This is a genomic window from Sphingomonas sp. BK069, from assembly GCF_014193405.1.
Classification (GTDB): domain Bacteria; phylum Pseudomonadota; class Alphaproteobacteria; order Sphingomonadales; family Sphingomonadaceae; genus Sphingomonas.
Genome location: NZ_JACHZH010000001.1, coordinates 748,879 through 775,506 on the forward strand (window position 1 = coordinate 748,879; position 26,628 = coordinate 775,506).

At 70.2% G+C, this 26,628-nt stretch carries 29 protein-coding genes; 6 read left to right on the top strand and 23 right to left on the bottom strand.

Features of this window, described 5'->3' with window-relative positions; translation table 11 throughout:
• The first annotated feature begins 37 nt into the window (after window positions 1-37).
• Complete coding sequence (locus FHY02_RS03810; RefSeq protein WP_183920553.1) at window positions 38-1,333, top strand: MFS transporter; 1,296 nt, start codon at window positions 38-40, stop codon at window positions 1,331-1,333.
• A 561-nt stretch (window positions 1,334-1,894) separates the two neighbouring features.
• Here FHY02_RS03810 and FHY02_RS03815 read toward each other — a convergent pair.
• Window positions 1,895-2,068 (bottom strand): hypothetical protein, encoded by a 174-nt coding sequence (locus tag FHY02_RS03815; protein WP_183920554.1) that lies wholly within the window; start codon window positions 2,066-2,068, stop codon window positions 1,895-1,897.
• 95 nt (window positions 2,069-2,163) lie between these two features.
• On the opposite strand from FHY02_RS03815, the gene FHY02_RS03820 reads away from it, so the two are divergent.
• A complete protein-coding gene (locus FHY02_RS03820; protein ID WP_183920555.1) occupies window positions 2,164-2,703 on the top strand; it encodes a gamma carbonic anhydrase family protein in 540 nt (179 codons plus the stop codon).
• A 49-nt stretch (window positions 2,704-2,752) separates the two neighbouring features.
• Window positions 2,753-3,724 carry a nitronate monooxygenase family protein gene (locus FHY02_RS03825; protein ID WP_183920556.1) on the top strand — a complete coding sequence of 324 codons (972 nt, stop codon included), beginning with the start codon at window positions 2,753-2,755 and terminating at the stop codon, window positions 3,722-3,724.
• Between the two features lie 279 nt (window positions 3,725-4,003).
• Here FHY02_RS03825 and FHY02_RS03830 read toward each other — a convergent pair whose 3' ends face one another.
• Window positions 4,004-4,465: a DUF1465 family protein gene (locus FHY02_RS03830; RefSeq protein ID WP_260172591.1), complete on the bottom strand. Its 462-nt coding sequence runs from the start codon at window positions 4,463-4,465 to the stop codon at window positions 4,004-4,006.
• Window positions 4,466-4,534: 69 nt separating this feature from the next.
• The gene (locus FHY02_RS03835; RefSeq protein ID WP_183920557.1) at window positions 4,535-4,744 is read right to left on the bottom strand and encodes a YdcH family protein; all 210 of its coding nucleotides are present in this window, start codon (window positions 4,742-4,744) and stop codon (window positions 4,535-4,537) included.
• 196 nt (window positions 4,745-4,940) lie between these two features.
• Between FHY02_RS03835 and FHY02_RS03840 the strand changes: the two genes are divergently transcribed.
• A complete protein-coding gene (locus tag FHY02_RS03840) occupies window positions 4,941-5,099 on the top strand; it encodes a YdcH family protein (RefSeq protein WP_183920558.1) in 159 nt (52 codons plus the stop codon).
• Between the two features lie 79 nt (window positions 5,100-5,178).
• On the opposite strand, the gene FHY02_RS03845 is transcribed toward FHY02_RS03840, so the two are convergent.
• Together FHY02_RS03845 and FHY02_RS03850 are read right to left on the bottom strand one after the other, a co-directional pair.
• Complete coding sequence (locus FHY02_RS03845) at window positions 5,179-5,634, bottom strand: hypothetical protein (protein ID WP_183920559.1); 456 nt, start codon at window positions 5,632-5,634, stop codon at window positions 5,179-5,181.
• A complete protein-coding gene (locus FHY02_RS03850) occupies window positions 5,631-6,383 on the bottom strand; it encodes an A24 family peptidase (protein WP_183920560.1) in 753 nt (250 codons plus the stop codon). Before FHY02_RS03850 ends, FHY02_RS03845 begins: the two co-directional genes overlap by 4 nt.
• Window positions 6,384-6,695: 312 nt before the next feature.
• Here FHY02_RS03850 and FHY02_RS03855 point away from each other — a divergent pair, with 312 nt between their 5' ends.
• Entirely contained in the window at window positions 6,696-7,883 is a 1,188-nt protein-coding gene (locus FHY02_RS03855) for an acetyl-CoA C-acyltransferase (RefSeq protein ID WP_183920561.1), read from the top strand.
• A gap of 197 nt (window positions 7,884-8,080) precedes the next feature.
• Here FHY02_RS03855 and FHY02_RS03860 read toward each other — a convergent pair whose 3' ends face one another.
• From FHY02_RS03860 to FHY02_RS03945, 18 genes are all read right to left on the bottom strand, one after another.
• Complete coding sequence (locus FHY02_RS03860; protein WP_311721340.1) at window positions 8,081-8,500, bottom strand: Dabb family protein; 420 nt, start codon at window positions 8,498-8,500, stop codon at window positions 8,081-8,083.
• A 196-nt stretch (window positions 8,501-8,696) separates the two neighbouring features.
• Window positions 8,697-10,784, bottom strand: a complete 2,088-nt coding sequence (locus tag FHY02_RS03865; protein ID WP_183920562.1) for a prolyl oligopeptidase family protein — start codon at window positions 10,782-10,784, stop codon at window positions 8,697-8,699.
• Between the two features lie 232 nt (window positions 10,785-11,016).
• The gene (gene nadA / locus FHY02_RS03870; protein ID WP_183920563.1) at window positions 11,017-12,015 is read right to left on the bottom strand and encodes a quinolinate synthase NadA; all 999 of its coding nucleotides are present in this window, start codon (window positions 12,013-12,015) and stop codon (window positions 11,017-11,019) included.
• A 37-nt stretch (window positions 12,016-12,052) separates the two neighbouring features.
• Window positions 12,053-12,760 carry a DUF4230 domain-containing protein gene (locus tag FHY02_RS03875; RefSeq protein ID WP_183920564.1) on the bottom strand — a complete coding sequence of 236 codons (708 nt, stop codon included), beginning with the start codon at window positions 12,758-12,760 and terminating at the stop codon, window positions 12,053-12,055.
• Window positions 12,745-13,608 carry an MBL fold metallo-hydrolase gene (locus FHY02_RS03880; protein WP_183920565.1) on the bottom strand — a complete coding sequence of 288 codons (864 nt, stop codon included), beginning with the start codon at window positions 13,606-13,608 and terminating at the stop codon, window positions 12,745-12,747. Before FHY02_RS03880 ends, FHY02_RS03875 begins: the two co-directional genes overlap by 16 nt.
• 77 nt (window positions 13,609-13,685) lie before the next feature.
• Window positions 13,686-15,215, bottom strand: coding sequence for a M56 family metallopeptidase (locus FHY02_RS03885; protein ID WP_260172594.1), 1,530 nt, complete (start codon window positions 15,213-15,215; stop codon window positions 13,686-13,688).
• Between the two features lie 11 nt (window positions 15,216-15,226).
• The gene (locus FHY02_RS03890) at window positions 15,227-15,595 is read right to left on the bottom strand and encodes a BlaI/MecI/CopY family transcriptional regulator (RefSeq protein ID WP_183920567.1); all 369 of its coding nucleotides are present in this window, start codon (window positions 15,593-15,595) and stop codon (window positions 15,227-15,229) included.
• A 450-nt stretch (window positions 15,596-16,045) separates the two neighbouring features.
• Entirely contained in the window at window positions 16,046-16,384 is a 339-nt protein-coding gene (gene grxD / locus FHY02_RS03895; RefSeq protein WP_183920568.1) for a Grx4 family monothiol glutaredoxin, read from the bottom strand.
• A 24-nt stretch (window positions 16,385-16,408) separates the two neighbouring features.
• The gene (locus tag FHY02_RS03900) at window positions 16,409-16,642 is read right to left on the bottom strand and encodes a BolA family protein (RefSeq protein ID WP_183920569.1); all 234 of its coding nucleotides are present in this window, start codon (window positions 16,640-16,642) and stop codon (window positions 16,409-16,411) included.
• A gap of 5 nt (window positions 16,643-16,647) precedes the next feature.
• Window positions 16,648-16,971, bottom strand: a complete 324-nt coding sequence (locus FHY02_RS03905) for a DUF1476 domain-containing protein (protein WP_183920570.1) — start codon at window positions 16,969-16,971, stop codon at window positions 16,648-16,650.
• A 267-nt stretch (window positions 16,972-17,238) separates the two neighbouring features.
• Window positions 17,239-18,240: an NADPH:quinone oxidoreductase family protein gene (locus FHY02_RS03910; RefSeq protein WP_183920571.1), complete on the bottom strand. Its 1,002-nt coding sequence runs from the start codon at window positions 18,238-18,240 to the stop codon at window positions 17,239-17,241.
• Window positions 18,203-18,835 carry a 3-isopropylmalate dehydratase small subunit gene (gene leuD, locus FHY02_RS03915; protein WP_183920572.1) on the bottom strand — a complete coding sequence of 211 codons (633 nt, stop codon included), beginning with the start codon at window positions 18,833-18,835 and terminating at the stop codon, window positions 18,203-18,205. Before leuD ends, FHY02_RS03910 begins: the two co-directional genes overlap by 38 nt.
• A gap of 132 nt (window positions 18,836-18,967) precedes the next feature.
• The gene (gene leuC, locus FHY02_RS03920) at window positions 18,968-20,395 is read right to left on the bottom strand and encodes a 3-isopropylmalate dehydratase large subunit (RefSeq protein ID WP_221198468.1); all 1,428 of its coding nucleotides are present in this window, start codon (window positions 20,393-20,395) and stop codon (window positions 18,968-18,970) included.
• A 388-nt stretch (window positions 20,396-20,783) separates the two neighbouring features.
• A complete protein-coding gene (locus FHY02_RS03925) occupies window positions 20,784-21,473 on the bottom strand; it encodes a glutathione S-transferase family protein (protein ID WP_183920573.1) in 690 nt (229 codons plus the stop codon).
• 4 nt (window positions 21,474-21,477) lie between these two features.
• Window positions 21,478-22,128 (bottom strand): 3-oxoacid CoA-transferase subunit B, encoded by a 651-nt coding sequence (locus FHY02_RS03930; protein ID WP_183920574.1) that lies wholly within the window; start codon window positions 22,126-22,128, stop codon window positions 21,478-21,480.
• Window positions 22,128-23,093 (bottom strand): HAD family acid phosphatase, encoded by a 966-nt coding sequence (locus FHY02_RS03935; RefSeq protein WP_311731768.1) that lies wholly within the window; start codon window positions 23,091-23,093, stop codon window positions 22,128-22,130. The genes FHY02_RS03930 and FHY02_RS03935 overlap by 1 nt, the downstream gene beginning before the upstream one ends.
• On the bottom strand, window positions 23,090-23,806 hold the full coding sequence (locus FHY02_RS03940) for a CoA transferase subunit A (RefSeq protein WP_183921423.1): 717 nt from the start codon (window positions 23,804-23,806) through the stop codon (window positions 23,090-23,092). The genes FHY02_RS03935 and FHY02_RS03940 overlap by 4 nt, the downstream gene beginning before the upstream one ends.
• 15 nt (window positions 23,807-23,821) lie before the next feature.
• On the bottom strand, window positions 23,822-24,463 hold the full coding sequence (locus FHY02_RS03945; RefSeq protein ID WP_183920575.1) for an HAD-IA family hydrolase: 642 nt from the start codon (window positions 24,461-24,463) through the stop codon (window positions 23,822-23,824).
• 345 nt (window positions 24,464-24,808) lie between these two features.
• On the opposite strand from FHY02_RS03945, the gene FHY02_RS03950 reads away from it, so the two are divergent.
• Complete coding sequence (locus FHY02_RS03950) at window positions 24,809-26,455, top strand: thiamine pyrophosphate-binding protein (RefSeq protein WP_183920576.1); 1,647 nt, start codon at window positions 24,809-24,811, stop codon at window positions 26,453-26,455.
• Window positions 26,456-26,628: the final 173 nt, after the last annotated feature.

Here is a 26,628-nt window from a genome sequence, read left to right on the forward strand (position 1 = left end):
CCACGTACCAACTATCTGAAGGGCATGGTCCCGCGTCATGATCAATGCCCTCGGGCTGCTCAAGCGGCGGCGCTTCCTGCCGCTGTTCACCACCCAATTCCTCGGCGCCTTCAACGACAATCTGTTCAAGACCTCGATGGTGCTGTTCGCCACCTACGAGATCTTCGCCGACGAGACGCAGGAGAGCTTCTTTAACGCGCTGAGCGCCGCGCTCTTCATCCTGCCCTTCTTCCTGCTCTCGGCGCTCGCCGGGCAGCTCGCCGACACGATGGACAAGGCGCGGATCATCCGGATCGTCAAGACGGTGGAGATCGCGATCATGGCGGTCGGCACCGCCGGACTGATGCTGGCACGCACCGGCGCGGTGACGTTCCCGCTGGTGCTCATGCTCACCGCGGTGACCGGGTTGGGCGTCCACTCGACCTTCTTCGGCCCGATCAAATACGCCATCCTGCCGCAGCATCTTGACGAGGACGACGTGCTCGGCGGCACCGGGCTGGTCGAGGCCGGGACCTATCTCTCGATCCTGCTCGGTACGATCGTGGCGGGCTTCGTCTATCGCTCCACGACGCTGGTGGCGGCACTGACGATCGCGGTGGCGCTGCTCGGCTGGCTCACCGCGCGCGCCGTGCCGCCGGCGCCGCGGCTCGGGCCCAAGCTGGCGGTGGACTTGAACCCGTTCCGCGCCTCCTGGCGCCTGATCGCGGGGACGATGCACATCCCGCGGCTGTTCCTGGCGATCTGCGCGATCAGCTTCTTCTGGACGATCGGTTCGGTGCTGATCATCGTCTTCCCGCCGCTGGTGAAGAATGTACTGACCGCGGACGCGAGCGTCGCCAGCCTGGTGCTGGCGGTCTTCTCGGTCGGGGTCGCGATCGGATCGGTGGTGATCAATCTGCTGCTGCGCGGGCAGATCTCGGCGCGCTACTCGCCCGCCTCGGTGATCGCGATGGGCGTGGCGGTGCTCGCCTTCCGCTGGGTGGTGGGGCTGTGGACGCCGGCGGCGCCGGGGCATCTGTTCGACATGGTCGGCTTCCTGCACCAGCCGCACGCCGCGCTGGTGCTGCTGGCGCTGCTCGGCGTCGCGATCTTCGGCGGCATGTTCGTCGTGCCGCTCTATGCCTTTCTCACCACCACGGTGACCAAGGACCATACTGCGCGCACCGTGGCGGCGAACAACGTCGTCAACGCCGGCGCGATGACGATCGGCTCGATCGTGGTGGCGGCGATCACCGCCATGGGCGTTACGCCGGCGCAGCTGCTGCTGGTGGTGGCGGGCATGTGCGTGGTCTCCGCCTGGATCGCGCAGCGACTGCACCGCGCCTGCGACTGACGGGCGCGCGGATCCATCGGGACCCAACGTTCGCTCCAGCCGTGACTTGACGCGAAGATATCCTCGCAAGTTGTTGATTTGACGCAAGGAATGACTCAAGCCAGTGGCCGGGAAGTGAGGTCTGCCGGGCGCGCGAATGTTGCGAATGTTGAGTCGCTGGCGCGGATCGTACGAATGTTGAGTCGCGCCAGGACGCGCGCGCGGGGCTAGCTGAGATATGGTGCCGGCGTGTGTCGTCGCGCGCGACCGCCGGGGATGAGACAGAGCGCGGCCGAGCCTCGTGCCAGAGCGCATGCGTGTAGGACAGCGGCGATGATCGGGCGCTGGTTCGGGCTGCGGGCCAGGTCGCGCGGCAGCACTTCTTCTACCGCCGTCATCCTCAACTCGCTTCAGGATTCACTTCCCCCGCGCGGGCCGAACCATCAGCTCCTGCGGCGCAGGGCATCCTGAAACGAGATCAGGATGACGGCGGTGTGAGAAGAGCCTTCGCCGAACTCGGATCAGGGAAGCGCATGCGCCAGGCGCCACGCCGTGCCAAGAAGCGCGGCCGTCGCGTCGCGATCAGGCGATCAGCGTATAGAAGCAGGTGAAGAAGGCCGAGAAGCTCAGCAGGAACAGCTTCGCGTCCTCGCGTGTGCGCGACGGCGGCGCGGCGACGAGCGGAGGGGGCGGCGGCAGCGACCGACGGAACGGGTGGCGGGCGCCTTCATTGGTGAGGACGAGTCTGCGATCCATGACTATGCTTTAACGTGATTTTTACTTTTTGGACCATGTTCCCCATGCCGCGCGCGCTTCCCGCCGCGGGACAGCAGCGACAGGAGAGACGACCGATGCCGCTCTACGCCTTCAAGGGACAGCAACCGACACTCGCCGCGCGCGCCTGGGTGGCACCGAGCGCCGACGTGATCGGCGCGGTGCGGCTGGGTGAGGATGTCGGCGTGTGGTTCGGCGCGACGATCCGCGGCGACAATACCGACATCGTGATCGGCGCGCGCAGCAACGTGCAGGAGGGCTCCACGCTCCACTCCGATCCCGGCGCGCCGCTGACGATCGGGGCCGACTGCACGATCGGCCATCGCGCCATCCTGCACGGCTGCACCCTGGGCGAGCGCGTGCTGATCGGCATGGGCGCGATCGTGCTCAACCGCGCGGTGATCGGCGACGACTGCCTCGTCGGCGCGGGCGCGCTGGTGACCGAGGGCAAGGTCTTCCCGCCGCGCAGCCTGATCATCGGCAGCCCCGCGCGCGCGGTGCGCGAGCTCGACGACGCCGCGGTGGCGGCGCTGCGCGCTTCGGCGGCGCATTACGTCGAGAACGCGCACGCCGCCGCGGCGACGCTGGAGCGGATCGACGCGGCGCCGACCGGTTGACGTGGCGTCAGCCTTGCCAGCGCCGAGGCGCCTCCACATAACCCCGATCATGTCGACACCGCCGCTCCTGTCCCGCCTCCGGCTGCCGATCATCGGCTCGCCGATGTTCATCATATCGGGACCGGAGCTCGTCATCGCGCAATGCAAGGCCGGGATCGTCGGGTCCTTTCCCGCGCTCAACGCGCGCCCCGAGGCGCTGCTCGACGAGTGGCTCCACCAGATCACCGAGGAGCTGGCGGCGCACAATCGCGCGCATCCCGACCGGCCGGCGGCGCCGTTCGCGGTCAACCAGATCGTCCACCGCTCGAACGACCGGCTCGAGCGCGACCTCGCGGTCTGCGCCAAGTGGCAGGTGCCGATCACGATCACCTCGCTCGGCGCGCGCGAGGACCTCAACCACGCGGTCCACGCCTGGGGCGGGATCACGCTGCACGACGTGATCGACGACCGCTACGCCCGCAAGGCGATCGAGAAAGGCGCCGACGGACTGATCGCGGTCGCCGCCGGCGCCGGCGGCCACGCGGGCAAGCTCTCGCCCTTCGCGCTGGTGCAGGAGATCCGCGCCTGGTTCGACGGCCCGCTGGCGCTGTCGGGCGCGATCGCCACGGGCGACGCGGTGCTGGCGGCACAGGCGATGGGGGCGGACTTCGCCTATATCGGCTCGGCCTTCATCGCCACCGAGGAGGCGCGCGCCGACGCGCGCTACAAGCAGGGCATCGTCGACGGCGGCGCGGCCGACATCGTCTACACCGACCTCTTCACGGGCGTGCACGGCAATTACCTGCGCGGCTCGATCACCGCGGCCGGGCTCGATCCCGACAACCTGCCGCAGGGCGACTATCGCACGATGGACTTCGGCTCGGCCGCGGGGAACGAGGGCGGCGCGAAGGCCAAGGCGTGGCGCGACATCTGGGGCTCGGGCCAGGGCATCGGCGCAGTCGACCGGGTCGAGCCGGTGGCCGAGCGGGTGGAGCGTATCGCGCGCGAATATGCGGCGGCGCGGGCGCGGATCGCGGCGTGAGGTACGCGACGAGGTAGCGCGGGCGACTCCGCCGGACAGCGGCGCGCGAGCAGCGTGTCCGTCGTGGTGCCTTACCGCATCACGTCCTCCGTCATTCCCGCGAAGGCGGGAATCCAGACGCGCAGGTCCTCGTTGGAACCGCGACGTCAGCGTGTCTGGATCTCCGCCTGCGCGGGGATGACGGCAGCGCGGGCGCGGCGAAGATCGAGGGAAGCCGGATGTATCTCCTCCGTCTGAGTGCGGTCCAGTCGCTCTCAGAACGACTTTCGCCCCCCACCCTCAGAACGCGGTCGCGAGCCGATCGAGCATCGAGCGCGCCGGGCTCGCCGACGGCTGTTCCGCCAGCTGCGCGCGGTCGAGCCGGGCGACGCGGCGGTGCAACTCACTGCTCGCCGCGATCATCGCGCGCGCGCGCTCGGGCAGCGCCTCCACCTCGCCGGGCTCGGTCGTGGGGGCGGCACCGAGGCGACGCGCCGGGTCGATCGCCTGCCCCGGCGTCAGCTCGCCCGCGATCACCGCACGCTGGGTCAGCAGCCAGGCGATCACGTGCATCAGCCGCGTCGTCACCTTGAGCGACTCGCAGCTGAACGTCACCCGCTCGATCGGCGCGAGCGACTCGCGTTCGGCGCGCCCACCCTCGTCGAAATAGTGGCGCGCCTCGTCGGCCAGCACCATGGCTTCCATGTAGAAGGTATCGATCAGCCGCCGCTGCATCCGCTCGGCGTCGAATAGCTGTGCCATGCCGTTGATTCTGCCACGAACTGCCTCGCGCCGCCAAGCGCGTTGACCATCATTCGCGCGCCCGTGCGCTCAGGCGATGATGTCGGGGATGATCTGATCCTCGAGCAGAGCGATTTCGTCGCGCAGCCGCAGCTTGCGCTTCTTCAGCCGCATCAGCTGGAGCTGGTCCGCGGTAGCGCCCCCGCCCAGTGCGGCGATCGCGGCGTCGAGGTCGCGGTGCTCGAGCCGGAGCGCCCCGAGCCGCGCCGCGATCTCCACCTCGTCCGCGTCCGCCTGCATCTGTCGCCACCTCTCAGATCGTACGCCACCGCCCCTAGCAGCGGCCCCGGCAATCTCCCTAGCGCATTCGACGCGCCGCGCACGAGTCGTCGCATCGTCGCCGCGGTCGACCGATCGTCACCAAAAGAGACGCGACTTCTCGGCGATTTCGTGGTTCACTCCGAAGTTCCGTTCAACCAAGAAGGAGGCTACTGCCATGCAGACCGCGCACCTCTCGGCCCTGGAAGCGAAGCACGCGACGCTCGAGCAGCGCATCGCCAGCGAGTCGCAGCGACCGGCGCCGAACACGATCGTGATCGCGGACCTGAAGAAGCAGAAGCTCAGGCTGAAGGAGGAGATCGACTCGCTGCACTGACGCGCCAGCGTCGGCAACACGAGTCGTGAGCAGGGGCCCGGCGGACATGGTCCGCCGGGCCTTTCTCATGCCGTCCCGCTCAGCGCGGCCTGGCAGCGGCGGGCGCGCATCCGACCAGCCCGGCGAGCGGCACCACCAGCGTGTCCTGCCCCGGACGGTCGAGCCGCAGCGTCGCGCTGGGCACGGCCGCGCCGTTGTTGAGGTTGGGGCGCGGCTCGATCGTGAGCTGCACCGTCGCGGTGACCTCCGAGGCGCGATAGATCGACTCGGCATTAAGCCCGAGCGCGACCGTGCCCGCCGCCGCGGCGCGCGGCAGGTCGCGGACCGAGCCGTCGAGCGCGATCCGCAGCGTCGCCGGATCAGCGGTGGCCACCGCCGCGAGCCCGCGCACCTGGCCGGTCGAGAAAAGATAGGCGGCGCAGCCGCGCGTGGGCAGTTCCTGGCGCGGCAGCGTGCTGAGGGGGAGGCCATCGATCGAGTCGGTCGGGAGTGCCGGCGCGGCCTGGACCAGCGCGAGCAGGAGAGCGAGCGTCATGGCGCCGAGACTATCATGACGAGCCACGCCGGATAAGCCGCGATCGCCAGCAGCGTGCCGAGCGGCAGCGCGTCGTCGCGCGCCAGCCCGCGCCCGCGCAGATGCTGGAAGGCGACCCAGCCGAGCCCGGCCAACCCCGCTACCAGCAACACCGCGGGGAGCAGCCGCCACCCCAGCCACAGCCCGATCGCGCCGAGCAGCTTGGGATCGCCCCCACCCATCCCCTCGCGCCCGCGCCAGCGGCGGTAACCGGCCGCGACGAGCCACAGCAGCGCGAAGCCGGCGACACCGCCGATCACGCGCTCGGCGAGATCAGGCGGGCACCACCAGGCGCTCGCTGCTCCGCCGAGTGCGAGCGCCGCGACCAGCTCGTCGGGCAGCCAGAAGTCGCTCGCGTCGACTAAAGCGAGCACCAGCAGCAGCCAGCCGAACAGCGCACCCGCCGCCGCTTCCCAACCCGGCGCCGCGAGCCCGGCGGCGACGCCGATTGCGGCGCAGCCCGCCTCGACGAGCAGGTGGCGCTGGTCGATCGCGGCACCGCAGCTGCGGCACCTGCCGCGCGCGACCGCGCCGCTGACGAGCGGCACCAGCTCATGGGCGGCGAGCCTACGGCCGCACGTGTCGCACGCCGAGCGGCCGGTCAGCACCGAGCGCCCGGCGGGCCAGCGCACCGCGATCGTGGCGAGGAAGCTGCCGACGATCGCCCCGAGCACACCGAGCAGCGCGGGCCAGACGAGCGGGTCAGCCATGGTGAGACGCTGAGCGGCGGCGCGAAGAAAACGTGCTCCACACCACTGGCTGTTCCCCGGCGCAGGCCGGGGTCCAGGTGGGAAGACCGAAGTGGTTGAACCGCAATGTCTCCCACCTGGGCCCCGGCTTGCGCCGGGGAACGAGGAGCAACAAGCGTGCACCGACCTCCCCTCCTATCGAGCGCTCGCTCCGCACCGTTCGCCGCTTGCTCGCTGCCGTCTCGCTGGTCACCCGCGACCGCCTAGCGGTTTGTAAAGCCGCCCGCGAGCGATTAGATGCGGTGCAACAAATCGCCCGAGAGGAACCCCGTCATGGCCACCGATCCCGTCGTCATCCTATCCTATGCGCGAACGCCGATGGGCTCGATGCAGGGCAGTCTGGCGGGCCTGAGCGCGAGCGAGCTCGGCGCGGCGGCGGTGAAGGGCGCGGTCGAGCGCGCCGGGGTGGATGCCGCCGCAGTGGAGCGGATCTACATGGGCAACGTGCTCTCCGCCGGGGTCGGCCAGGCCCCCGCGCGCCAGGCCGCGATCCGCGCCGGGCTGGGCGAGCATGTCGAGGCCACCACGCTCAACAAGGTGTGCGGCTCGGGCATGCAGGCAGCGATCCTCGGCAGCGACGCGCTCGCGGCCGGCTCGGTCGATCTGGTGATCGCGGGCGGCATGGAGAGCATGACCAACGCGCCCTATCTCTCCAAGGCGCACCGCGGCGGCGCGCGGATCGGCCACGACCGGCTGTTCGACCATATGTTCCTCGACGGTCTCGAGGATGCCTATGAGCCGGGCAAGGCGATGGGCGTGTTCGCCGAGGATACCGCGCAGGAATATCAGTTCACCCGCCAGGCGCAGGACAATTTTGCGATCGCCTCGCTCCAGCGCGCGCAGGCGGCGCAGCGGAGCGGCGCATTTGACCGTGAGATCGTCAGCGTCGACGTGGTCGGGCGCAAGGGCACGACGACGGTGAGCGTCGACGAGCAGCCGAGCAAGGGGGACATCACCAAGATCCCGACGCTCAAGCCCGCCTTCGCCAAGGAGGGCACGATCACCGCGGCCAACGCTTCCTCGATCTCGGACGGCGCCGCCGCTCTAGTGCTGACCCGTTTGTCGGTCGCCGAGAGGCTGGGGATCAAGCCGGTGGCGCAGATCGTCGCGCACGCCGCGCATGCGCATCGCCCCGCGCGCTTCACCACCGCGCCGGTGCCGGCGATGAAGAAGGTGCTGGAGCGCGCCGGCTGGAGCAAGGACGAGGTCGATCTCTGGGAGGTCAACGAGGCCTTCGCCTGCGTCGCGATGGTGGCGATGCAGGAGCTCGCGCTCGATCACGAGGTGGTGAACGTCAACGGCGGCGCCTGCGCGCTGGGACACCCGATCGGCGCCTCGGGCGCGCGCATCCTGGCGACGCTGCTGGCGGCGCTGGAGAACCGCGGCGCCAAGCGCGGCGTCGGCTCGCTGTGCATCGGCGGCGGCGAGGCCGTGGCGATGGCGGTCGAGCTGATGCACTGAGGCCCGGGAGCGGCGCGGCTCGGGTGGTCGCGCGCGCTCCGCTCTTTCGCCTGGACGGTTATCCGGCCCGCTTCACGCGCTTCCGTTCCCCGGCGAAGAGCTGAGGAACGCCGGGGAGACCGACGAAGGCCTTCCGACCGGGCCCCGGCCTTCGCCGGGGAACGGGAGGGCAGGCGCCATCGCCCGCCCTCCTCACCTCACGCGCTGAGCACGTCATACACCGTCACCTTGCGCCACAGCTTCTCGCACTCGGCGACGAAGGCGCGATGGATCGGGTGGTCCTGATAGGCCTTCTGGTCGGCAACCGTGTCGAAGAACATCAGCTCGGACACGTCCCAGCTCGAATCGATCACGTCGCGCTGCTCGGTCGGCGCGGGCACGCCGATGTGGAGCCCGCGCAACGCGGGGATGCCCGCCAGCGTGCGCAGCCCCGCGATCAGCTTGGCGCGGTCGCCGGCGTCGCCCGGACTCTTGAGCCAGAAGAAGACGTGATGGATCACCTTGGCCGGGATCGCGGGAGCGGCCGCCTCGGCGTCACCCGCCGCGCCGGTCACCGCCGCCGCGCCGGCGCCGCCGAGCGCCATCATCATCATCAGGTCCCGCCGGCTGCTCTCCACGCGCTTGCTCCCGTAAGTGTCTTTGAAGGCGCCCTTGTCTGGAGGCGGACGGGGGCGAGTCAAGGCATTTGGGCTGATATCGGCTGGCGTCGCGCGTCTTCACCGTTCCCCGGCGGAGGCCGGGGTCCAGGTAGGAAGCGGTCCTGAGACTCACCGGGGTTTCCTACCTGGGCCCCGGCCTCCGCCGGGGCACACTCTATTTCTTCCCCATCAGCTCGCGCCGCAGGAAGGCGTCGAGCAGCGCGGCGCGGTTGGCGTCCTCGGCATGGTCGGCGCCGACGGCGTGGCCACCCTCCAGGTACTCGTGGAAATAGACCGGATTGCCCTTGGCCTTCAGCAGCGCCGCCAGCTTGCGTGCGTGGCCGGGATGGACCCGGTCGTCCTTGGTCGAGAGATAGAAGAAGGCGGGCGGGTAGCGCACCCCGTCGCGCACGTTCTGATAGGGCGAGTAGCGGCGGATGAAGGCCCAGTCGGTGGGCCTGTCGGGGTCGCCGTATTCGTCGATCCACGACGCACCCGCGGACAGGTGCGAGTAGCGCTTCATGTCCTCCAGCGGCGAGCCCGCGATGATCGCGCCGTACAGGTCGGGCCGCTGCGTCAGCGCCACCCCCACCAGCAGCCCGCCGTTGGAGCGACCCGATACCGCGATCTTCTTCTTCGCCGACACGCCCGTGCGCACCAGATCCTCGGCGACGGCGTGGAGGTCGTCGTAGACGTTCTGGCGCTTCTCGCGCAGTCCCGCCTGGTGCCAGCGCGGGCCATATTCGCCGCCGCCGCGCAGGTTGGCGAGCACATAGGCGCCGCCCTGCTCGACCCAGAACAGCGCCAGCGGCCCGGCGCGATAGGGTTGGCCGGTGAGATAGGTTGGCGTCTGTGCGAGCTTGAACCCACCGTAGGCGTTGATCAGCGCGGGTGCGGGGGCGGTGGCGCCCTTCTTGGTGACGAGGAAGTATGGCACGCGCGTGCCGTCGCGCGAGGTGGCAAAGCGCTGCGTGACCGCGAATCGGCTGGCGTCGAAGCGCGCCGGCAGCGACTGGACGACGCGCGGCGCCCCCTCCTCGCCCGCCACGTACAGCGTCGGCGGCGTCAGCATGCCCTCGACCGAGACGAAGGTCTCGTCGCTGGTTCCGACCTGCGTCGCAAGATGCACCGTGCTGTTGCCCGGCAGCGGCACCGCCCGCTGTGTCCACGTGCCGTCGCCGGCGCGGCGCAGCGCGAGCAGCTTGCCCGAGACGTCGTCGAGCAGCTTGACCCAGAGCACATCGTCGCTCGCGCCCGCTTCCTCGATCGCCTGGCGCTCGGTCGGCGCGAGCACCAGCTCGGGCGTCGCACGTCGGCCCGCGGCGATGTCGGCGAGCGACCAGGCGACCAGCGCGCCGGCGGGGAAGCCGAGCGCGGGCTGGCTCAGCCGCGCGACGACGCGGCCGTCGATCACCTCCATCACGTCGGCGTTCTTGGGCAGCCCGAGCGGGACGAAGCGGCCGTCGTCGGTGCCGAGCAGCAACGCCCGATCGAAGAAGCTGCGCCCGACGCTGATCATCGGCCAGCGCCGGTTCGCGTCGACGAAGGCGAGCGGGGTCACCTCCACCGCGGTGACCGGCGACTCATGCACCAGCCGCGCGTCGGCGAGCGGGGTACCGCGCTTCCACCGTTTGACGATGCGCGGGTAGCCCGACTCGGTCAGCGAGCCCTGGCCCCAGTCGGTCGCGACCAGCAACGTGTCCGCGTCGATCCAGGCAGCGTCGTTCTTGGCCTCGGGCACGACGAAGCCGCCGTCGACGAAGCGGCCGGTGGTGAGGTCGAACTCGCGCACCACCTGCGCGTCGGTGCCGCCGTTGCTGAGCTTGACGAGACAGCGCGTATAAGCGGGTTCGAGGCAGCTGGCGCCGTGCCACACCCAGCTCTTGCCCTCGGCCTTGCCGAGCGCGTCGACGTCGATCAGCGTGCGCCACTGGGGCCTACCGGCGCGATAGTCGGCGAGCGGCGACACGCGCCACAGCCCGCGCGGGTTGCGCGCGTCGCGCCACAGGTTGGTGACCTGCTGGCCGAGCACCGCGTCGGGATCGGCGATCTGCGCCTCGTCGTCGAGGATCTCGCGCGCGCGGGCGCGGTCCTGCTGGTAGCGCGGATCCTTGGTGAGCACGGCCTCGGTCTCGGCGTTCCACGCCTTGACCTGGTCGAGCGCGCGGGCGCCCTCGATGTCCTCGAGCCAGAGATAGGGATCGGCGGCGGGCGCGGCGGCGGCGATCAGCGGCAGGAGGGCGAGCGGGAGAAGCGTCTTCATCGCCGCCCTGCGTAACGGCGGCGGCGGCGGAGGGGAAGCACGGGGGTGACGGGGGATGGTGGAGAGCGGGGGTTGGGGATCAACATCCAACCACCCTCCACCGTCATCCCGGACTTGTTCCAGGATCCACCGTTCCGCTCACCCAGCGGCCGGCGAGGACGTGGACGGGTAAATCCCGGAACAAGTCCGGGATGACGGAAGAAGGGGTGCAGAAGAAGCGGGGCCGCCTCCCTCAGTCCCCCGTCACCTTCACCTTGCCGAGGTCGCCCTGCCCCACCGTGGCGCCGGCCATGCTCATCATCGCGTCGAGGCTCTTCTTCGCCTCGAGCCGCAGCCCTTCCTCGATCTCGATCCGCGGCGTGAGGTCGCGCAGCGCGAGGTACAGCTTCTCCATCGTGTTGAGCGCCATGTACGGGCAAATGTTGCAGTTGCAGTTGCCGTCCGCGCCGGGCGCGCCGATGAAGCGCTTGGCCGGCAGCGCCTTCTCCATCTGATGGATGATGTGCGGCTCGGTCGCGACGATCAGCGTGTCGCCCGGCATCGCCATCGCATATTCGAGGATGCCGCGGGTCGAGCCGACGTAATCGGCGTGGTCGAGGATCACCGCGGGGCATTCCGGGTGCGCAACCACCGGCGCGCCGGGATGCTCGGCCTTGAGCTTGAGCAGCTCGGTCTCGCTGAACGCCTCGTGGACGATGCACACCCCCGGCCACAGGATCAGGTCGCGCCCGGTCTTGCGCGCGAGATAGCCGCCGAGATTGCGGTCGGGGCCGAAGATGATTTTCTGCTCGGGCGGAATCTTGGCGAGGATCGTCTCGGCGGACGAGGAGGTGACGATGACGTCGCTCAGCGCCTTCACCGCGGTCGAGCAGTTGATGTAGGTCAGCGCGATCGCGTCGGGATGCTGCGCGCGGAAGGCGGCGAACTGCTCGGGCGGGCAGCTGTCCTCGAGCGAGCAGCCCGCGTCCATGTCGGGCAGCACCACGGTCTTCTGCGGGGACAGGATCTTGGCGGTCTCGGCCATGAAGCGCACGCCGCAGAAGGCGATCACGTCGGCGTCGGTCGCCTGCGCCTTGCGGCTCAGGTCGAGGCTGTCGCCGACGAAGTCGGCCAAATCCTGGATCTCGGGCTTCTGGTAGTAATGCGCCAGGATCACGGCGTTGCGCTCCTTGCGGAGGCGGTCGATCTCGGCGCGCAGGTCGAGCCCGGCGAGGTTGGTCGGCTGGTTCATGGCTGCGCAGATGGCCCGGCAGCGCCGCCGGATCAAGTCAGCTGCTGTTGCCGAGCACTTCCTGGAGCGAGCGGGTGAGGTCCCAGCGCTCGCTGCTGCCGGTGCGCGGCTCGCCGGCGAAGCGCACCGTGACGGTCACGGGCAGTCCCGCGGCGTCGAGGCTGCCGGCGAACAGCCGCTCGAGCGCGGCGCGGCCGTTCTCGCGCGCCTTGCGCATGTTCTCGGGCTCGCGCGCCTTGGCGGCGACGACCGTGGTCGCCTTGGCCGACACCATCTTCTGCAGCTCGGCCATCGCGCCGCGCGGCGGCAGGAAGCCGGTGGTGGTGTCGAGCGTGACGCGGCCCTCGTCGACGTTGGGGTTGCCGACGACGACGTCGGGCACCTCGACCAGCAGGGTGCGCCGGCGCGCGTCGTAGCGGAAGTCGCGCGGCGCCAGCGCGCCGAGGTTGACGAAATAGTCGACGTCGTAAGGTGCCTTGATCAGCCGCACGTAGCGCAGCCAGCCGAACATCCGGGTGGTGGACGCGGTCGACTGCACCGTGCCCGCGAGATGGCTGACGCGCAGGTCGCTGCTGCCGTACAGCCGCCCGGCGACGACGCGCGCCACCGCGACGCCGTCGTCGTCGGTCGAGACGGCGTAGCGCTCGGTATAGTAACGGTAGCCGACGAAGGTCGCGACTAGGATCGCGGTGGCGATCGCCAGCGACACCAGCAGCTTGCCCAGCCCGGTCAGATGATCCGCCACGCGCCCCCCTCCTGCGTTGCCGCGCCGCGCCGCTCCAGATCGATCAGATGCGCCAGCACGGAGCGCGCCGCCGCCCCCGCCAACCGCGGGTCGAGCCCGACGTACATGCGCTCGACCAGTGCGGCGACGGTGTGCGGCGCGGCGGTGAGCAGGCGGACGATCTGGCCCTCACGCTGCCGGCGATGCCCGAGCATGCCGCGCACCAGCCGCTGCGGTCGCTCCACCGCCTCGCCGTGGCCGGGGTAGTAGACGCGGTCGTCGCGCGCGAGCAGCGTCTCCAGGCTCGCCAGATACTCGCCCATGTCGCCGTCGGGCGGCGAGATCACGCTGGTGGCCCAGCCCATGACATGGTCACCCGAGAACAGCGCCCCGCTCTCCTCCAGCGCATAGGCGAGGTGCTGGCTGGTATGGCCGGGCGTGGCGAGCGCGGTGAGGGTCCAGCCGCTGCCGCTCACGCTGTCACCATCGGCGAGGACTCGATCGGGAGCATAGTCGCGGTCGAACGCGGCATCGACCGCAGCGCCCTCGCCCGCCTCGCCGCGCACCGTGGCGGCGGCGCCGACGATCGGTGCGCCGGTCGCGGCGGCGAGCGTGCGCGCGGCGGGGGAATGGTCGCGGTGATGGTGCGTGATCAGGATAGCGCGCACGGGACGGCCCGCAATTGCGACGCGGAGCGCGGCGAGGTGCGCGGCGTCGTCGGGGCCCGGGTCGATCACCGCGATATCGTCACGTCCGACGATATGCGTCTGCGTGCCCGTGTAGGTATAGGCCGAGGCGTTGGGAGCGAGCACGCGGGTGACGAGCGGCTCGAGCGGGACGGCCAGGCCGGTGGGAGGAGGCTTCGCCATCGCGCCACCAGATGGCGGCTACGCGGCGGCGAAGCAAGCGGGGGCGAAGCAAGCGGGGGCGAAGCAAGCGGCGCGGCTCAGTCGTCGTCGCGCCGCGTCATCTCGTCGCGCAGCTCGCGCATTGCCTGTTCGACGCCTTGCACCGCCTCGCGGCGCGCCTCGGCGGGCATGTCGCGGTTGGCGGCGAGCTGGGCGCGGGTCTGCTCCAGGCTGGCGAGCGCGGTGCGCATCGCACCGACGCGCTGGCCACGCGCCTCCACTGCCGCCCGGCTCGCCTCGCGCGCGGCGCGCTCGACATGGTCGGTGCAGATCACGGTGACGCGCTGGCCGTTCTGCGCAGCGCTCATCACGAAGCGCGACGGCTCGCCGCCGCAGCGGCGGCTCGCGACCGGCGGCACCGGCGGCATTGGCGGGACCGAGGCGAAGGCGGGCACCGGCGGCAGCGGCGCGACCGGGGGCACCGGCGGGGTCGGCGCCGGGTGCGCCGCGATGTAGTCGGCCGCTTCCTGGTCCTCGAAGGTCGTGGTCTGGCCGTCGCGCACGATCGTGACTCGCTGGCGGTGGTGGCCAGCTGCCGGAGCGGCCGGCGCGCTCGGCACCGCCGGCGCGGCGGGCGGCTCGGGGAAAGAGGCCATCAGCGACAAAGCGTCGTCGAAGCCGTGCGGGTCGATCCCGACCGCTTCCTCGACCCCGCCACGCATCCGCTCCGCCGCCTGCGTGCCCGAGGCGGTGAGCCCCAGCGCGCCGAGCGCGATCGCGGCGGTGGCGGCGACGCCGAGCGTCGTGCGGGCGCGCGAGGCGCGAGTCCGGCTCAGCATGCGCAATCTCCCTTTCAGGTCCTTGACGGTGTGGAGGTGGCAGGTGGCGGTCACGGCGCGGCCGTGCGCCGCCTTGACGATGGCGCAGCCATAAGCATGGCGTGAGGCGCCGCCGAGCCGCGCGAGCACGCCGGCGTCATTGGCCATCTCCTGGTCGGCGCGGAAGGCGCGGAAGGCGAACCAGGCGAGCGGGTTGAACCAGTGGAGCGCGAGCACCGCCAATGCCACCCAATTGGCGACCAGGTCGCCGCGGCGGTGATGGCCGAGCTCGTGCTCGAGCGCGAGCGCGCGCTCCTCCGCGTCGAAGCGCGCGGCGAAATCGCGCGGGAAAGCGACGACCTTGTCGAACACGCCGAACGCCACCGGTCCGCTCGCCGCCTCGCTCTGCACGATCGTGACGCCGCCGATCTGGTCGAGCGCGAGGCCGTGACGCAGTAGCCGATAGCGGAAGCGCCAGTAATCGGCGACCTGCCACAGCAACAGCGCGACCGCACCGGCCGCCCAGGTGCCGAGCACGATCGCGGGCAGCAGCGATGCCGTCTGCGGCACCAACGCGGGCAGCGCGGCGACCGGTTCGAGCGCGTGCGCGATCGGCTCCGCCGCGGGCAGCGACGCGAGCGTCGGCAGCGCCTCGGCGCGCCACCCGGCGGGTAGCGGCGGCAGCAGCAGCCGCAGCGCCGGGATCGCCCACAGCGCGTAGGCGACCGGTGCCCCAAAGCTCCGCCGCACTGGCGTGCGCAACACCAGCACCGCGAGCATCAGCAGCGCCGACGCGAGCAAGGATTCCATGGCCCAGGCGATCATTGCTTCAACTCCCGCAGAAGTGCCTCGATCTCGGTGATGTCCTGCTCGGTGAGCGCGTCGCGTTCGGCGAGGTGCGCGACCAAGGGGGTGAGCCGGCCGCCGAACAGCCGGTCGATCAGCCGACGCGACTCGCCCTCGACATAATCCTCGCGCTGGACCGCCGGGCTGTAGAGGTAGCGGCGGCCGTCGACCTCGTGGCACACCGCCTCTTTGGCGAGCAGCCGACCGAGCAACGTCTTCACCGTCGCGGCGCTCCAGCCACGCGCGGGGTCGACCCGCTCGGCCACGTCCTGCGCGGTGAGCGGGCTGTCATCCCACAGCACCTCCATCACCGCATGCTCGGCATCGCTGATCCGCTCGGCCACGACTCACTCCTCACTGACTACGACTGTAATCATCTCGATTACGGCTGTAGTCAATGGCGTTATGCATGGACGTCGTCGCGATTGTTTACAGCTGACGGTCTCCCGCCGAGCGCCACTCGATGCGGAGCGTGGTCGTCCTACCTCGGACGCCTCGATGGTTCCCCTAGCCAATCGCGCTCATGCGCTTCATCACGCTTCGGCCCAAGATGTGATGAGCCGTGCGTTACCCGATCGTAGCGGCGCAGGAGCACGCGGCGATGCGCATCGCAGCTGGTACGGCCTGATGCCCTACATGCGCGCCACCCCGGTGAAGGCCGAGGTCCAGTTGAGGGACGGACGTGAGACTCACGACGCCGTCCCAACCGGACCCCGGCCTTCGCCGGGGTGACGAAGGAATTCGGAAGCTTACGAGCCGCTTCTGCGAAGGACGTGTGCCCCCCTTTCAGTCGGCTACTTCGCCTCGGCCGTCGCGGCGCCGGCGTTCTGGAACAGCGCGGCCAACTCGCCCGACTCGTACATCTCCATCATGATGTCCGAGCCGCCGACGAACTCGCCGCCGACGTAGAGCTGCGGGATCGTTGGCCAGTCCGAATAGCCCTTGATGCCCTGCCGGATCGCCTGGTCCTGCAGCACGTCGACGCTCTCGAACGCGACGCCGAGCCGCTCCAGGATCGCCACCGCGCGGCTGGAAAAGCCGCACTGCGGGAACAGCGGCGTGCCCTTCATGAACAGCACCACCGGATTGTTCTTCACCACCGCGTCGATGCGGGCGTTCGTGTCGTCGGTCATCGCTTCAACCCTCTTGTACCGCGTTTATTTCGGGACGGCGGTGGTCAACTGCAAGGCGTGCAGCACGCCGCCCATGCGACCGCCCAGCGCGGCATAGACCGCCTGATGCTGCTTCACCCGCGGCATGCCGGCGAACGACGGCGCCACGACGCGCGCGGACCAATGGTCCCCGTCGCCGGCGAGATCGGTCATCTCCACCTCGGCATCGGGAATGCCCGCCTTGATCAGCGCGGCGATCTCCGCCCCTTCCATCGGCATCCGTCTTACTCCGATTGCAGCAGCTGGCGCCGCGCCTCGATCGTCTTCTCTTCGAGCGCGCGGCGCACCGCGCCTTCGTCGACGTCGACGTTGGCGGCGGTGAGGTCACCGTACACCTTGCGCACCACATCCTCGTCGCCGGCCTCCTCGAAGTCGGCCTGGACGACCGCCTTGGCATAAGCGTCGGTCTCAGCGGGGGTGAGCTGCATCAGCTCGGCGGCCCATTGCCCAACGAGGCGATTGCGCCGCGCGACGATGCGGAACGCCACTTCCTCGTCGCGCGCGAACTTGGCCTCGAACGCGCGCTGGCGGTCCTCGAAGGTGGTCATGCTGGTTCCCCACGGTGTAGCAGACCGGGATAGTGCGCGCAGGGGCGCGGCGCAACGGGCGGACGGCCGAGGCATGCGGGAGGTCAAGGCAATCGCCTGCTTCTTCTTCCGTCATCCCGGACTTGTTCCGGGATTCACCGTGCCGGTTGGCACCTGATCCCCCGGATGATGGCGCCGTCCGAAAGGGCCGGTCGGGGCGCCGCGCACCGCGCCGTTACTCGCGACGATACGCGGCACCCGGCGACATGGCCGCGGCGACGGTGCAACCTACGCCCCCACCCGCACCACCAGCTTGCCGACCGACTCGCGCGCCGCCATGCGGGCGATCGCCTCGCCGCCGCGCTCGAACGGGAACACCTCGGTAACGCGCGGCGCGATCCTGCCCTCGGCCCACAGCTCGAACAGGCGAGCGATGTGCGCACGGTTGCGCTCGGGGTGACGCGCGGCGAACGCGCCCCAGAAGACGCCGCGTACGTCGCAGCTCTTCAGCAGCGTCAGATTGAGCGGCAGCCTGGGGATGCCGGCGGGAAAGCCGACGACGAGATAGCGCCCTTCCCAGCCGAGCGAGCGCAGCGCCGGCTCGGCATAGTCGCCGCCGACGGGATCGTAGACAAGGTCGAAACCATTCGGCGCCGCCGCTGTCTTGAAGCGGTCCGCCAGCGCCTTGCTCCGTTCCTTATCGAACGGCGCGCGATCGTAGACCAGCACCTCGTCCGCACCGGCCGCGCGCACCGCCACCGCCTTGGCCTCGCTCGACACCGCGCCGACGACGTACGCACCGAATGCCTTGCCCAGCTCGACCGCCGCGAGCCCGACCCCGCCCGCGGCGCCCAGCACCAGAAGCCGTTCGCCCGCGGCGATCGCGCCGCGGTCGACCAGAGCGTGGATCGTCGTCGCATAAGTGAGCAGCAGCGCAGAGGCTTCCTCGAAGCTGCGCCCAAGGGGCACGGCGTGGAGCGAGTCTGCGGCGAAGCGCAACCGCTCGCTCAGCCCGCCCATCATCGTGTTACCCATCACGCGGTCACCGACCTGCCAGCGGGTGACGCCCTCCCCGACTTCGGCGACCACGCCGGCGATCTCGCCGCCCGGCGCGAACGGGCGCGGCGGGCGCATCTGGTAGCGATCCTCGATCACCAGCACGTCGGGATAGTTGATCGCGCAGGCCTTGACCGCGACCACCACCTCGCCCGGCCCAGCGACGGGATCGGGCAACTCGCCGATCTCCAGCGTGTCAGGCCCGCCCGGCACCCTCGACAGCAAGGCCCGCATCGTCCACTCTCCCGTGCCCGATCCAAGGGCGCTCGACGCCGAGCCGCTCCTCGAAATTCGAAATCACGGTATCCTTTGCCAGCGTGAGGCCGACCTCGTCCAGCCCCTCCATCAGACAGCGACGGCGGAAGGGGTCGAGTTCGAACGAATAGCGATCCTGGTACGGCGTAGTGACCGTCATGGTCTCGAGATCGACGGTGACCGGGTCGGTCTTCGCCACCTCGACCAGCCGATCCACTGCCTCCTGCGGCAGCACCACGGTGACGATGCCGTTCTTGAAGGCGTTGCCCGAGAAGATGTCCGAGAAGCTCGGCGCGATCACCGCCCGCACGCCCATGTCGGCGAGCGCCCAGGCGGCATGCTCGCGGCTCGAGCCGCAGCCGAAATTGTCGCCCGCGATCAGGATCGGGGCGCCGGCGTAGCGCGGGTCGTCGAAGAGGTTGCCGGGCTGCGCGCGCACCGTCTCGAACGCGCCGCGGCCGAGGCCGGAGCGCGTGATCGTCTTGAGCCAGTGCGCCGGGATGATGACGTCAGTGTCGACGTTCTTGGCGCCCCAGGGATAAGCGGTGCCGCTGACGCGGGTGACGGCCTCCATCAGCGCGCCGGGTTGCTCGGCGGGATCGCGGGCTTGGCGATCGCCGCATAGGCCGCCACGCCGCTCAGCACCGAGCCGGCGATCAGGAACATGAGCACTTTCTTCATCACGCAACCCCTTGGTTCTTGTGCTTCAGCCCATCAGCTCGCGGACGTCCGCGAGTCGCCCGGTCACCGCCGCCGCCGCCGCCATCGCCGGCGACAACAGATGGGTACGCGAGCCAGGTCCCTGTCTTCCCACGAAATTCCGGTTCGAGGTCGAGGCGCAGCGCTCGCCCGCGGGCACCTTGTCGGGGTTCATCGCCAGGCACATCGAGCAGCCCGGCTCGCGCCACTCGAAGCCGGCGGCGGTGAAGATCCGGTCGAGCCCCTCCGCCTCGGCCTGGCGTTTGACCAGCCCCGAGCCGGGCACCACCAGCGCGCGCACGCCATCGGCGACGCGGCGGCCGTTCGCCACCGAGGCGGCGGCGCGCAGGTCCTCGATGCGGCTGTTGGTGCAGCTGCCGATGAAGACATGCTGGATCGGCACGTCCTGCATCCGCATCCCCGGGGTGAGCCCCATGTAATCGAGCGACTTCTGCGCCGCGGCGCGCTTCGACGCGTCGGCGAAGCTGTCGGGCGCGGGCACGCTGCCGGTGATCGGCACGACGTCCTCGGGGCTGGTGCCCCAGGTGAGCGCGGGAGCGATGTCGCTCGCCTCCAGCCGCACGACCTTGTCGTAGCGCGCGCCGGCGTCGCTCGGCAGCGTGCGCCACCACTCGACCGCGCGCGCCCAGTCCTCGCCCTGCGGCGCCATCGGGCGGCCCTTGAGATAAGCGAAGGTGGTCTCGTCGGGCGCGATCATGCCCGCGCGCGCCCCACCCTCGATCGACATATTGGCGATCGTCAGCCGACCCTCGACCGACAGCGCGCGGATCACCTCGCCGGTGAACTCGATGACATGGCCGGTGCCGCCCGCGGCGCCGATCCGGCCGATGATCGCGAGCACGACGTCCTTGGCGCTGACGCCATAGCCGAGCGTGCCGTCGACTCGCACCTCCATCGTCTTGGAGGGCGAGAGGATCAGCGTCTGGGTCGCCAGCACGTGCTCGACCTCGCTGGTACCGATGCCGAAGGCGAGCGCGCCTAGCGCGCCATGCGCCGAGGTATGGCTGTCGCCACACACCATCGTGGTGCCCGGCAGCGTGAAGCCCTGCTCCGGGCCGACGACATGGACGATCCCCTGCCGCGCCGACAGCGCGTCGATATAGGGCACGCCGAACTCGGCGACGTTGCGGCGCAGCGCGGCGAGCTGCTCGGCGCTCTCGCGGTCGGCGATCGGGAGCTCCTGCCCCGCGGCGTCGGTGCGCGCGGTGGTGGGCAGGTTGTGATCGGGCACCGCGAGCGTGAGGTCGGGGCGGCGCACGCGGCGGCCGGCGGTGCGCAGGCCTTCGAACGCCTGCGGGCTGGTCACCTCATGGAGGAGGTGGCGGTCGATGTAGATCAGGCAGGAACCATCGTCTCGGCGCTCGACCACGTGAGCGTCCCAGACCTTCTCGTACAAGGTGCGCGGGCTTGGCATGATCTGCGGCTGTTAACCGAAAAGGTGCGCGGGTCCAAGGCAGAGTGACAGGAAATGTCGTGGCTTGCGGCTGATGATCGGCAGAATGGGTAAGTGCGTAGGTGGCCTCTCTCCAGTGGAATGGGTCTGAAATGTCGCAATCACTAACCCACTGGCGTCACCCTGAACTCGTTTCAGGATCCACCGTCCCGCAGACGCCTCCGCGGTTGAGTATGCCGCACCGTGGATCCTGAAACGAGTTCAGGATGACGGCGCTCGGCGCGGGGAGTTTTTGCTATGCAACGCCTCGTGTTCCTGCGCACGCAGGAATCCAACGCCGCGAGGGCCCCGCTCTGTCACCCTGGGCTCCTGCGTGCGCAGGAGCACCGCGCCGCGCGATGCGGCTTCCTCACACCGTGGCGCGAAGGTCCTCGGTCACTTCGCCATACGCCGCCACCTCGGCCTCGTGCCCCTCCTCTCGGAACGTCTCGGCCAAGGCGGCAGCCTCCCACTCAAGCGTCGCCGGGTGCGCCAGCAGCGTCTCGACCCACCGCTTACCCGCGGCGCCAACGTCGATCCCCCATGCGCGAACGCGAAACGCCACCGGCGCGTAGAAGGCGTCGACCGCGGTGAAGCGCTCACCCGCCAGCCACGCGCCGCCGAAGCGCGACAGGCCCTCGTCCCACAGCTCGGCAATCCGCGCGACGTCGCGCGCGAGCGCCTCCGAGCCGCGCGTCGGCCTGATCCGCTGCCCCACCGTCATCGTCCGCTCGCGCCGCAGCGCGCCGAAGCCGCCGTGCATCTCCGCTACGGCGCAGACCGCCCAGGCGCGCGCTGCCGCGTCGGTCGGCCATACACCCGGGTGGCGCTCGGCGAGGTACAAGGCGATGCCGAGCGAGTCCCATACCGTCCGCTCGCCGTCGATCAGCACCGGCACCTGTCCCGTCGGCGAGAAGGCGCGGAACGCTTCATGGTTGTCCAGTGAGGCAAACGGCTCGACGCGGTCCTCGAAGGCGATCCCGAGCGCGCGCATCAGCAGCCACGGCCGCAGCGACCAGCTCGAATAGTTCCGATTGGCGGTGATCAGCGTGTACGCCATCGCGTCAGACCTTGTAGTGCGCGCTCGTTTTGGCGGCGACCTCGCCCGCGGTCACCCCCGGTGCCAGCTCGATCAGGCGAAAGGCGCTGTGATGGTCGGGGCGCTGGAACACCGCCAGGTCGGTGACGATCATGTCGACCACGTCGCGCCCGGTCAGCGGCAGCGTGCATGCCGGGATGAACTTGGGCGCGCCGTCCTTGGCGACATGCTCCATCACGACGATGATCTTCCTGACGCCGGCGACGAGGTCCATCGCGCCGCCCATGCCCTTGATCATTTTGCCGGGGATCATCCAGTTGGCGATGTCCCCGTGCTCGGACACCTCCATTGCGCCGAGCACGGTGAGGTCGATATGCCCGCCGCGGATCATCGCGAAGCTCTGCTCGCTGCCGAAGTAGGCCGATTGCGGCAGTTCGCTGATCGTCTGCTTGCCCGCGTTGATCAGGTCGGGGTCGACCTCATCCTCGTAGGGGAACGGACCGATGCCGAGCATGCCGTTCTCGCTCTGCAGCGTGACGGTGATGCCGTCCGGGATGTTGTTCGCCACCAAGGTCGGGATGCCGATGCCGAGGTTGACGTAATAGCCGTCGCGCAGCTCGCGCGCGGCGCGCGCCGCCATGCCGTTGCGGTCCCATCCCTTGGCTTCCACGGCCATCACTTCGCTCCTTCGGCCGGGGCGTCGCCCCAGTGCTTGTCCTGCGGGAAGGTCTCGTCCCAGCCGGTGCCGAGCCCGGTGCCGTAGACCGGATTGGGCAGCACGAACCAGCCCTGCCCCCAGCGCGCCTGGATCGGCCCCACCCCGGCGAGCGCGCGGCGGCCGAGCGCGGGCGCCGGGCCGGGCGGGTTGAACAGGTCGGCGAAGTCGCCGAGCTGGTCGCCGACGAGCGCGAGCACGCAATAATGTTTGGCGATCTCGAGCCGGCGACCGTCCTTGCCCGAGCGGCCGTCGGCGTCCCCCTTCAGGTAGAGCGTGTCGCCGTGGCGGAAGTCGCCCAGCCCCGCCGCGCGCAGCGCCGCCGCGGTGGCGGCGGCGTTGTCGGCGGAGCGGTTGCTGTTGATCACCATCGTCACGCCGAGCGCGCGCAGCTGGCGGAACGCCGCCACCGCGCCGGGCACCGCGACGACCTTGTCGGCGCCGGTCCGCTCCCAGCGATCCCAGCGCTTGGCGTCATAGGCCGCGCCCGTGCGCGCGTCGTTATATTCATAACCGAGGTTGAGCACCGCGGTCTCGTCCATGTCGAGCACCACCGCGGGCGGCAGCGCGCTGCACGGGATCGTCTCGGCGCTCGCCGCAGTCGCACCCGGGACCAGCACCGCCGAGTTGGGCCAGCGCGGCAGCGTGCCGGCGCGGCGCTCGGTCGGCAGCCGCCCGCGACGGTCGCGCGCGCGCTCGATCACGCCGCGGACATAGGCGGTCAGCGCGTTATAGGTCTGCTCGCTCAGCGCCGCGGCCTCGGCCGAGCCGTACAGATAGGCCATCGCCCCGGCCGGCAGTGGGGCGGACACGGGCGCCGCCGGGACGGCGCTCACCGCGCGCGCGGGCGGACGCTCGGGGCGCGCGGTCGCGCAGCCGGCAAGCAGCGCCGTTGCCGCGACCGTCAGCAGCAGCCGTGACCTCACGCCGCGTCGGCCTCCGCGCGCGGACGAGTCGTGCGGAACTCGATCTTCTTGTCGTAGGGCGCGCCGACGATCATCCGCTTGACGTAGATGCCCGGCAGATGGACGTGATCGGGATCGAGCGCGCCGACCGGCACGACCTCCTCCACCTCGGCGACGCAGATCCTGCCCGCGGTCGCCATCGGCTGATTGAAGTTGCGTGCCGTCTTGCGGAAGACGAGGTTGCCGCTGGTGTCCGCCTTCCACCCCTTGATGATCGAGAGATCGGCGCGGATGCCACGTTCGAGGATATAGTCCTCGCCGTCGAACGCCTTCACTTCCTTGCCCTCGGCCACCAACGTGCCGACGCCGGTCTTGGTGTAGAAGCCGGGAATGCCCGCCCCGCCGGCACGACAGCGCTCCGCCAGCGTGCCCTGGGGGCAGAACTCCACCTCCAGCTCACCGCTGAGATACTGGCGCTCGAACTCCTTGTTCTCGCCCACGTAGCTCGAGATCATCTTGGCGATCTGGCGCGTGCGCAGCAGCTTGCCGAGCCCCTCGCCGTCGATCCCGGCGTTGTTGCTGGCGACCGTCAGCCCGGTCACGCCCGCGGCCTGGATCGCGTCGATCAGCCGCTCGGGGATCCCGCACAGGCCGAAGCCGCCGGCGCAGATCGTCATGCCGTCGAACAGCAGCCCGTCGAGCGCCGCCGCGGCGCCGTCGTACAGCTTGTCCACCACCCGCTGTCTCCTTCAGAAATGTCCCGGCGCGACGCCGAGCGCGCCGCACAGCTCGTCGAGCGCCTGACCCTCGCCGCTCACCTTGATCGCCGCCATGCCGAGCTGCGCCGCGGCCTTGCAGTTCACCCCCAGGTCGTCGAGGTAGACGCACTGGTCGGGGCGCTTGTTGAGCGTCTCGCACATCATCAGATAGATGCGCGGGTCGGGTTTGCGGATGCCGACCTTGCTGCTCTCCACCACGTGGTCGAAGCGCGCGAGCACCGCCGCCACCGCAGCGACCGCCTGAGGGTCGCGCGGCGTGTCGCCGGCAGGAACGTTGTTGGTAATGCAGCCGATGTGGAAGCCCTCGCGCTTGAGCCAGTCGAGCGCGTGCACCATGCGCGGGCGGACATCGCCGTACAGCAGCGGCAGCACGTCGCGCCCGCGCAGCTCGTGGCCGAGCGCCCTGGCCTCGGCGGCGAAGTCGCGGTCGAAGGTAGCGACGTCGATCTCGGCGCGTTCGAAGCGCGCCCAGGCGTTGCTGTCCGGATCGGTGGCGTTGAGGCGACGGATCAGGTCGATCGGCACGCCGCGCTCGCGCTCCAGCCGGTTGAACGCCGCGAACGGCGACGAGGTGATCACCCCGCCGAAGTCGAAGATCACCGTGTCCCGCATGCGAACGATCCTTAGCGCTCGGCGCGACGAAGGCAATCGGTGGTGTGCGGTGGGTTTGGGACGATGCTGCATGGTCTCGGTGATGGGCACGTCCGGTCGTGGAGAGATCGCGTTGTGAGTCCCCTTCGTCATCCCGGACCTGTGCCGGGGTCCACCGTGCCGCACACTCCAAGAGCGTTGCTCGCGCGGCGGAGTGGATCCCGGAACACGTCCGGGATGACGGAAGGTGGGGAATAGGCTCGCCGGAGGTGACAGCGGCATCTCGCGGGGGGAGAAAAGGAAGCCGCGCCGCTTAGGAACTAATACCCCTTTCGCCTAACCCTTTCGGGCGGCTAGGCTCGCCGCATGACCGAACCCCGCACCGGTGGACGCCTGCTCGTCGACCAGCTCGTCGCCCAGGGCTGCGACCGTCTCTTCACCGTACCCGGGGAGAGCTTCCTGGCGGTACTCGACGCGCTTCACGACACCCCTGCGATTGAGGTGGTGACGTGCCGGCAGGAGGGCGGCGTCGCGTTCATGGCCTGCGCCGATGGCGCGCTGACGCATCGCCCCGGGATCGCCTTCGTCACGCGCGGCCCCGGCGCGACCAACGCCGCGATCGGCGTCCATGTCGCGATGCAGGACTCGCAGCCGATGATCCTGTTCGTCGGCGACGTCGACCGCTCGACGCGCGACCGTGAGGCGTTCCAGGAGATCGACTTCCAGGCGATGTTCGCGCCGATCGCGAAATGGGCGGCCCGGATCGACGACGCCGCGCGCATCCCCGAATATGTCGCGCGCGCCTATGCCACCGCGATCAACGGCCGCCCCGGCCCGGTGGTGCTCGCGCTGCCCGAGGACATGCTGCTCGACACCGTCACCGCGCCCGATCGCGCGCGCGTCGAACGCGTCGCCCAGGCGGTCGACGAGGATTCGATCGAGCATCTGCGCGACCTGCTCGCCACCGCCGAGAACCCGCTCGCGATCGTCGGCGGCGCCGGCTGGGACGTGGCGGCCGCTGCGGCGATGGCGGACTGGGCGACTCGCACCGGCGTGCCGCTCGCCGCCGCCTTCCGCCGCCAGGACGCGATCGCCAACGATTGCCCGGCCTATGCCGGCAACCTCGGCTACGGCCCCAGCCCCGCGCTGGTCGAGCGCGTGCGCGGCGCCGACCTGCTGATCGTGGTCGGCGCGCGGCTCGGCGAGGCGACCACCGACGGCTATCAGCTGATCACGCCCGATCACCCCGGCCAGCGGCTGGTCCATGTCCATCCCGACCCCGAGGAACTGGGGCGCACCTACGCTACCGACCTCGCGATCTGCGCCGGCATGGCCGAGTTCGCCGAGGCACTGGTGCCGCTCGACGGCGGCGTCCACCCGCACGCCGCCGAGGCGCGCACCGCCTATGAGGCGTGGAGCACGCCCCGCCGCCGCGACGGCGTCGCGCTCGATCTCGGCCCCTGCGTCGCGACCATGCGCGAGAAGTTGCCGGCGGACACGATCATCTGCAACGGCGCGGGCAATTTTTCGGGCTGGTGGCATCGTTACTGGCGCTACGCCGGCCCGGGGACGCAGCTGGCGCCGACCGCCGGAGCGATGGGCTATGGCGTGCCCGCCGCGGTGGCGGCGTCGCTGCGCCGGCCGGGACGCGGCGTGGTCGCGCTGGCAGGCGACGGCGACTTCCTGATGAACGGCCAGGAACTCGCCACGGCGGTCCAGCACGGCGTCGACCTGCTCGTCATCCTCGTCGACAACGGCGCGTACGGGACGATCCGGATGCACCAGGAGCGCGAATATCCCGGTCGCCCGTCGGCGACGCGGCTGGTCAATCCCGACTTTGCCGCGCTCGCGCGCGCCTATGGCGGCTGGGCCGAGACGGTCGAGCGGACCGAGGATTTTGCGCCAGCGCTCGAGCGCGCGCTCGCCGAGCGCGGCGTGCGGCTGATCCACTGCCGCACCGACGTCGAGCAGATCACCGCGGGGCTGACGCTGAGCGCACTGCGGCAGGGTTGAGGGGAGAGGTCGGGGCGTCGGCGACCGGCTTTCCCTTATTGATCAGCGTCATCCTGAACTCGTTTCAGGATTCATGGCTTCGCGCCTTCGCCGCTGCTGGGTGAGCGACACAGTGGATCCTGAAACGAGTTCAGGATGACGCCATGTGAATTGTAAGCGCCTCTTCCTTACAC

Coding starts and splice junctions, on each gene's coding strand:
- FHY02_RS03810 (WP_183920553.1), top strand. CDS start 38: ATGATCAATGCCCTCGGGCTGCTCAAGCGGCGGCGCTTCCTGCCGCTG.
- FHY02_RS03815 (WP_183920554.1), bottom strand. CDS start 2,068: ATGGATCGCAGACTCGTCCTCACCAATGAAGGCGCCCGCCACCCGTTC.
- FHY02_RS03820 (WP_183920555.1), top strand. CDS start 2,164: ATGCCGCTCTACGCCTTCAAGGGACAGCAACCGACACTCGCCGCGCGC.
- FHY02_RS03825 (WP_183920556.1), top strand. CDS start 2,753: ATGTCGACACCGCCGCTCCTGTCCCGCCTCCGGCTGCCGATCATCGGC.
- FHY02_RS03830 (WP_260172591.1), bottom strand. CDS start 4,465: ATGGCACAGCTATTCGACGCCGAGCGGATGCAGCGGCGGCTGATCGAT.
- FHY02_RS03835 (WP_183920557.1), bottom strand. CDS start 4,744: ATGCAGGCGGACGCGGACGAGGTGGAGATCGCGGCGCGGCTCGGGGCG.
- FHY02_RS03840 (WP_183920558.1), top strand. CDS start 4,941: ATGCAGACCGCGCACCTCTCGGCCCTGGAAGCGAAGCACGCGACGCTC.
- FHY02_RS03845 (WP_183920559.1), bottom strand. CDS start 5,634: ATGACGCTCGCTCTCCTGCTCGCGCTGGTCCAGGCCGCGCCGGCACTC.
- FHY02_RS03850 (WP_183920560.1), bottom strand. CDS start 6,383: ATGGCTGACCCGCTCGTCTGGCCCGCGCTGCTCGGTGTGCTCGGGGCG.
- FHY02_RS03855 (WP_183920561.1), top strand. CDS start 6,696: ATGGCCACCGATCCCGTCGTCATCCTATCCTATGCGCGAACGCCGATG.
- FHY02_RS03865 (WP_183920562.1), bottom strand. CDS start 10,784: ATGAAGACGCTTCTCCCGCTCGCCCTCCTGCCGCTGATCGCCGCCGCC.
- nadA (WP_183920563.1), bottom strand. CDS start 12,015: ATGAACCAGCCGACCAACCTCGCCGGGCTCGACCTGCGCGCCGAGATC.
- FHY02_RS03880 (WP_183920565.1), bottom strand. CDS start 13,608: ATGGCGAAGCCTCCTCCCACCGGCCTGGCCGTCCCGCTCGAGCCGCTC.
- FHY02_RS03885 (WP_260172594.1), bottom strand. CDS start 15,215: ATGGAATCCTTGCTCGCGTCGGCGCTGCTGATGCTCGCGGTGCTGGTG.
- grxD (WP_183920568.1), bottom strand. CDS start 16,384: ATGACCGACGACACGAACGCCCGCATCGACGCGGTGGTGAAGAACAAT.
- FHY02_RS03900 (WP_183920569.1), bottom strand. CDS start 16,642: ATGCCGATGGAAGGGGCGGAGATCGCCGCGCTGATCAAGGCGGGCATT.
- FHY02_RS03905 (WP_183920570.1), bottom strand. CDS start 16,971: ATGACCACCTTCGAGGACCGCCAGCGCGCGTTCGAGGCCAAGTTCGCG.
- FHY02_RS03910 (WP_183920571.1), bottom strand. CDS start 18,240: ATGCGGGCCTTGCTGTCGAGGGTGCCGGGCGGGCCTGACACGCTGGAG.
- leuD (WP_183920572.1), bottom strand. CDS start 18,835: ATGGAGGCCGTCACCCGCGTCAGCGGCACCGCTTATCCCTGGGGCGCC.
- leuC (WP_221198468.1), bottom strand. CDS start 20,395: ATGCCAAGCCCGCGCACCTTGTACGAGAAGGTCTGGGACGCTCACGTG.
- FHY02_RS03925 (WP_183920573.1), bottom strand. CDS start 21,473: ATGGCGTACACGCTGATCACCGCCAATCGGAACTATTCGAGCTGGTCG.
- FHY02_RS03930 (WP_183920574.1), bottom strand. CDS start 22,128: ATGGCCGTGGAAGCCAAGGGATGGGACCGCAACGGCATGGCGGCGCGC.
- FHY02_RS03945 (WP_183920575.1), bottom strand. CDS start 24,463: ATGCGGGACACGGTGATCTTCGACTTCGGCGGGGTGATCACCTCGTCG.
- FHY02_RS03950 (WP_183920576.1), top strand. CDS start 24,809: ATGACCGAACCCCGCACCGGTGGACGCCTGCTCGTCGACCAGCTCGTC.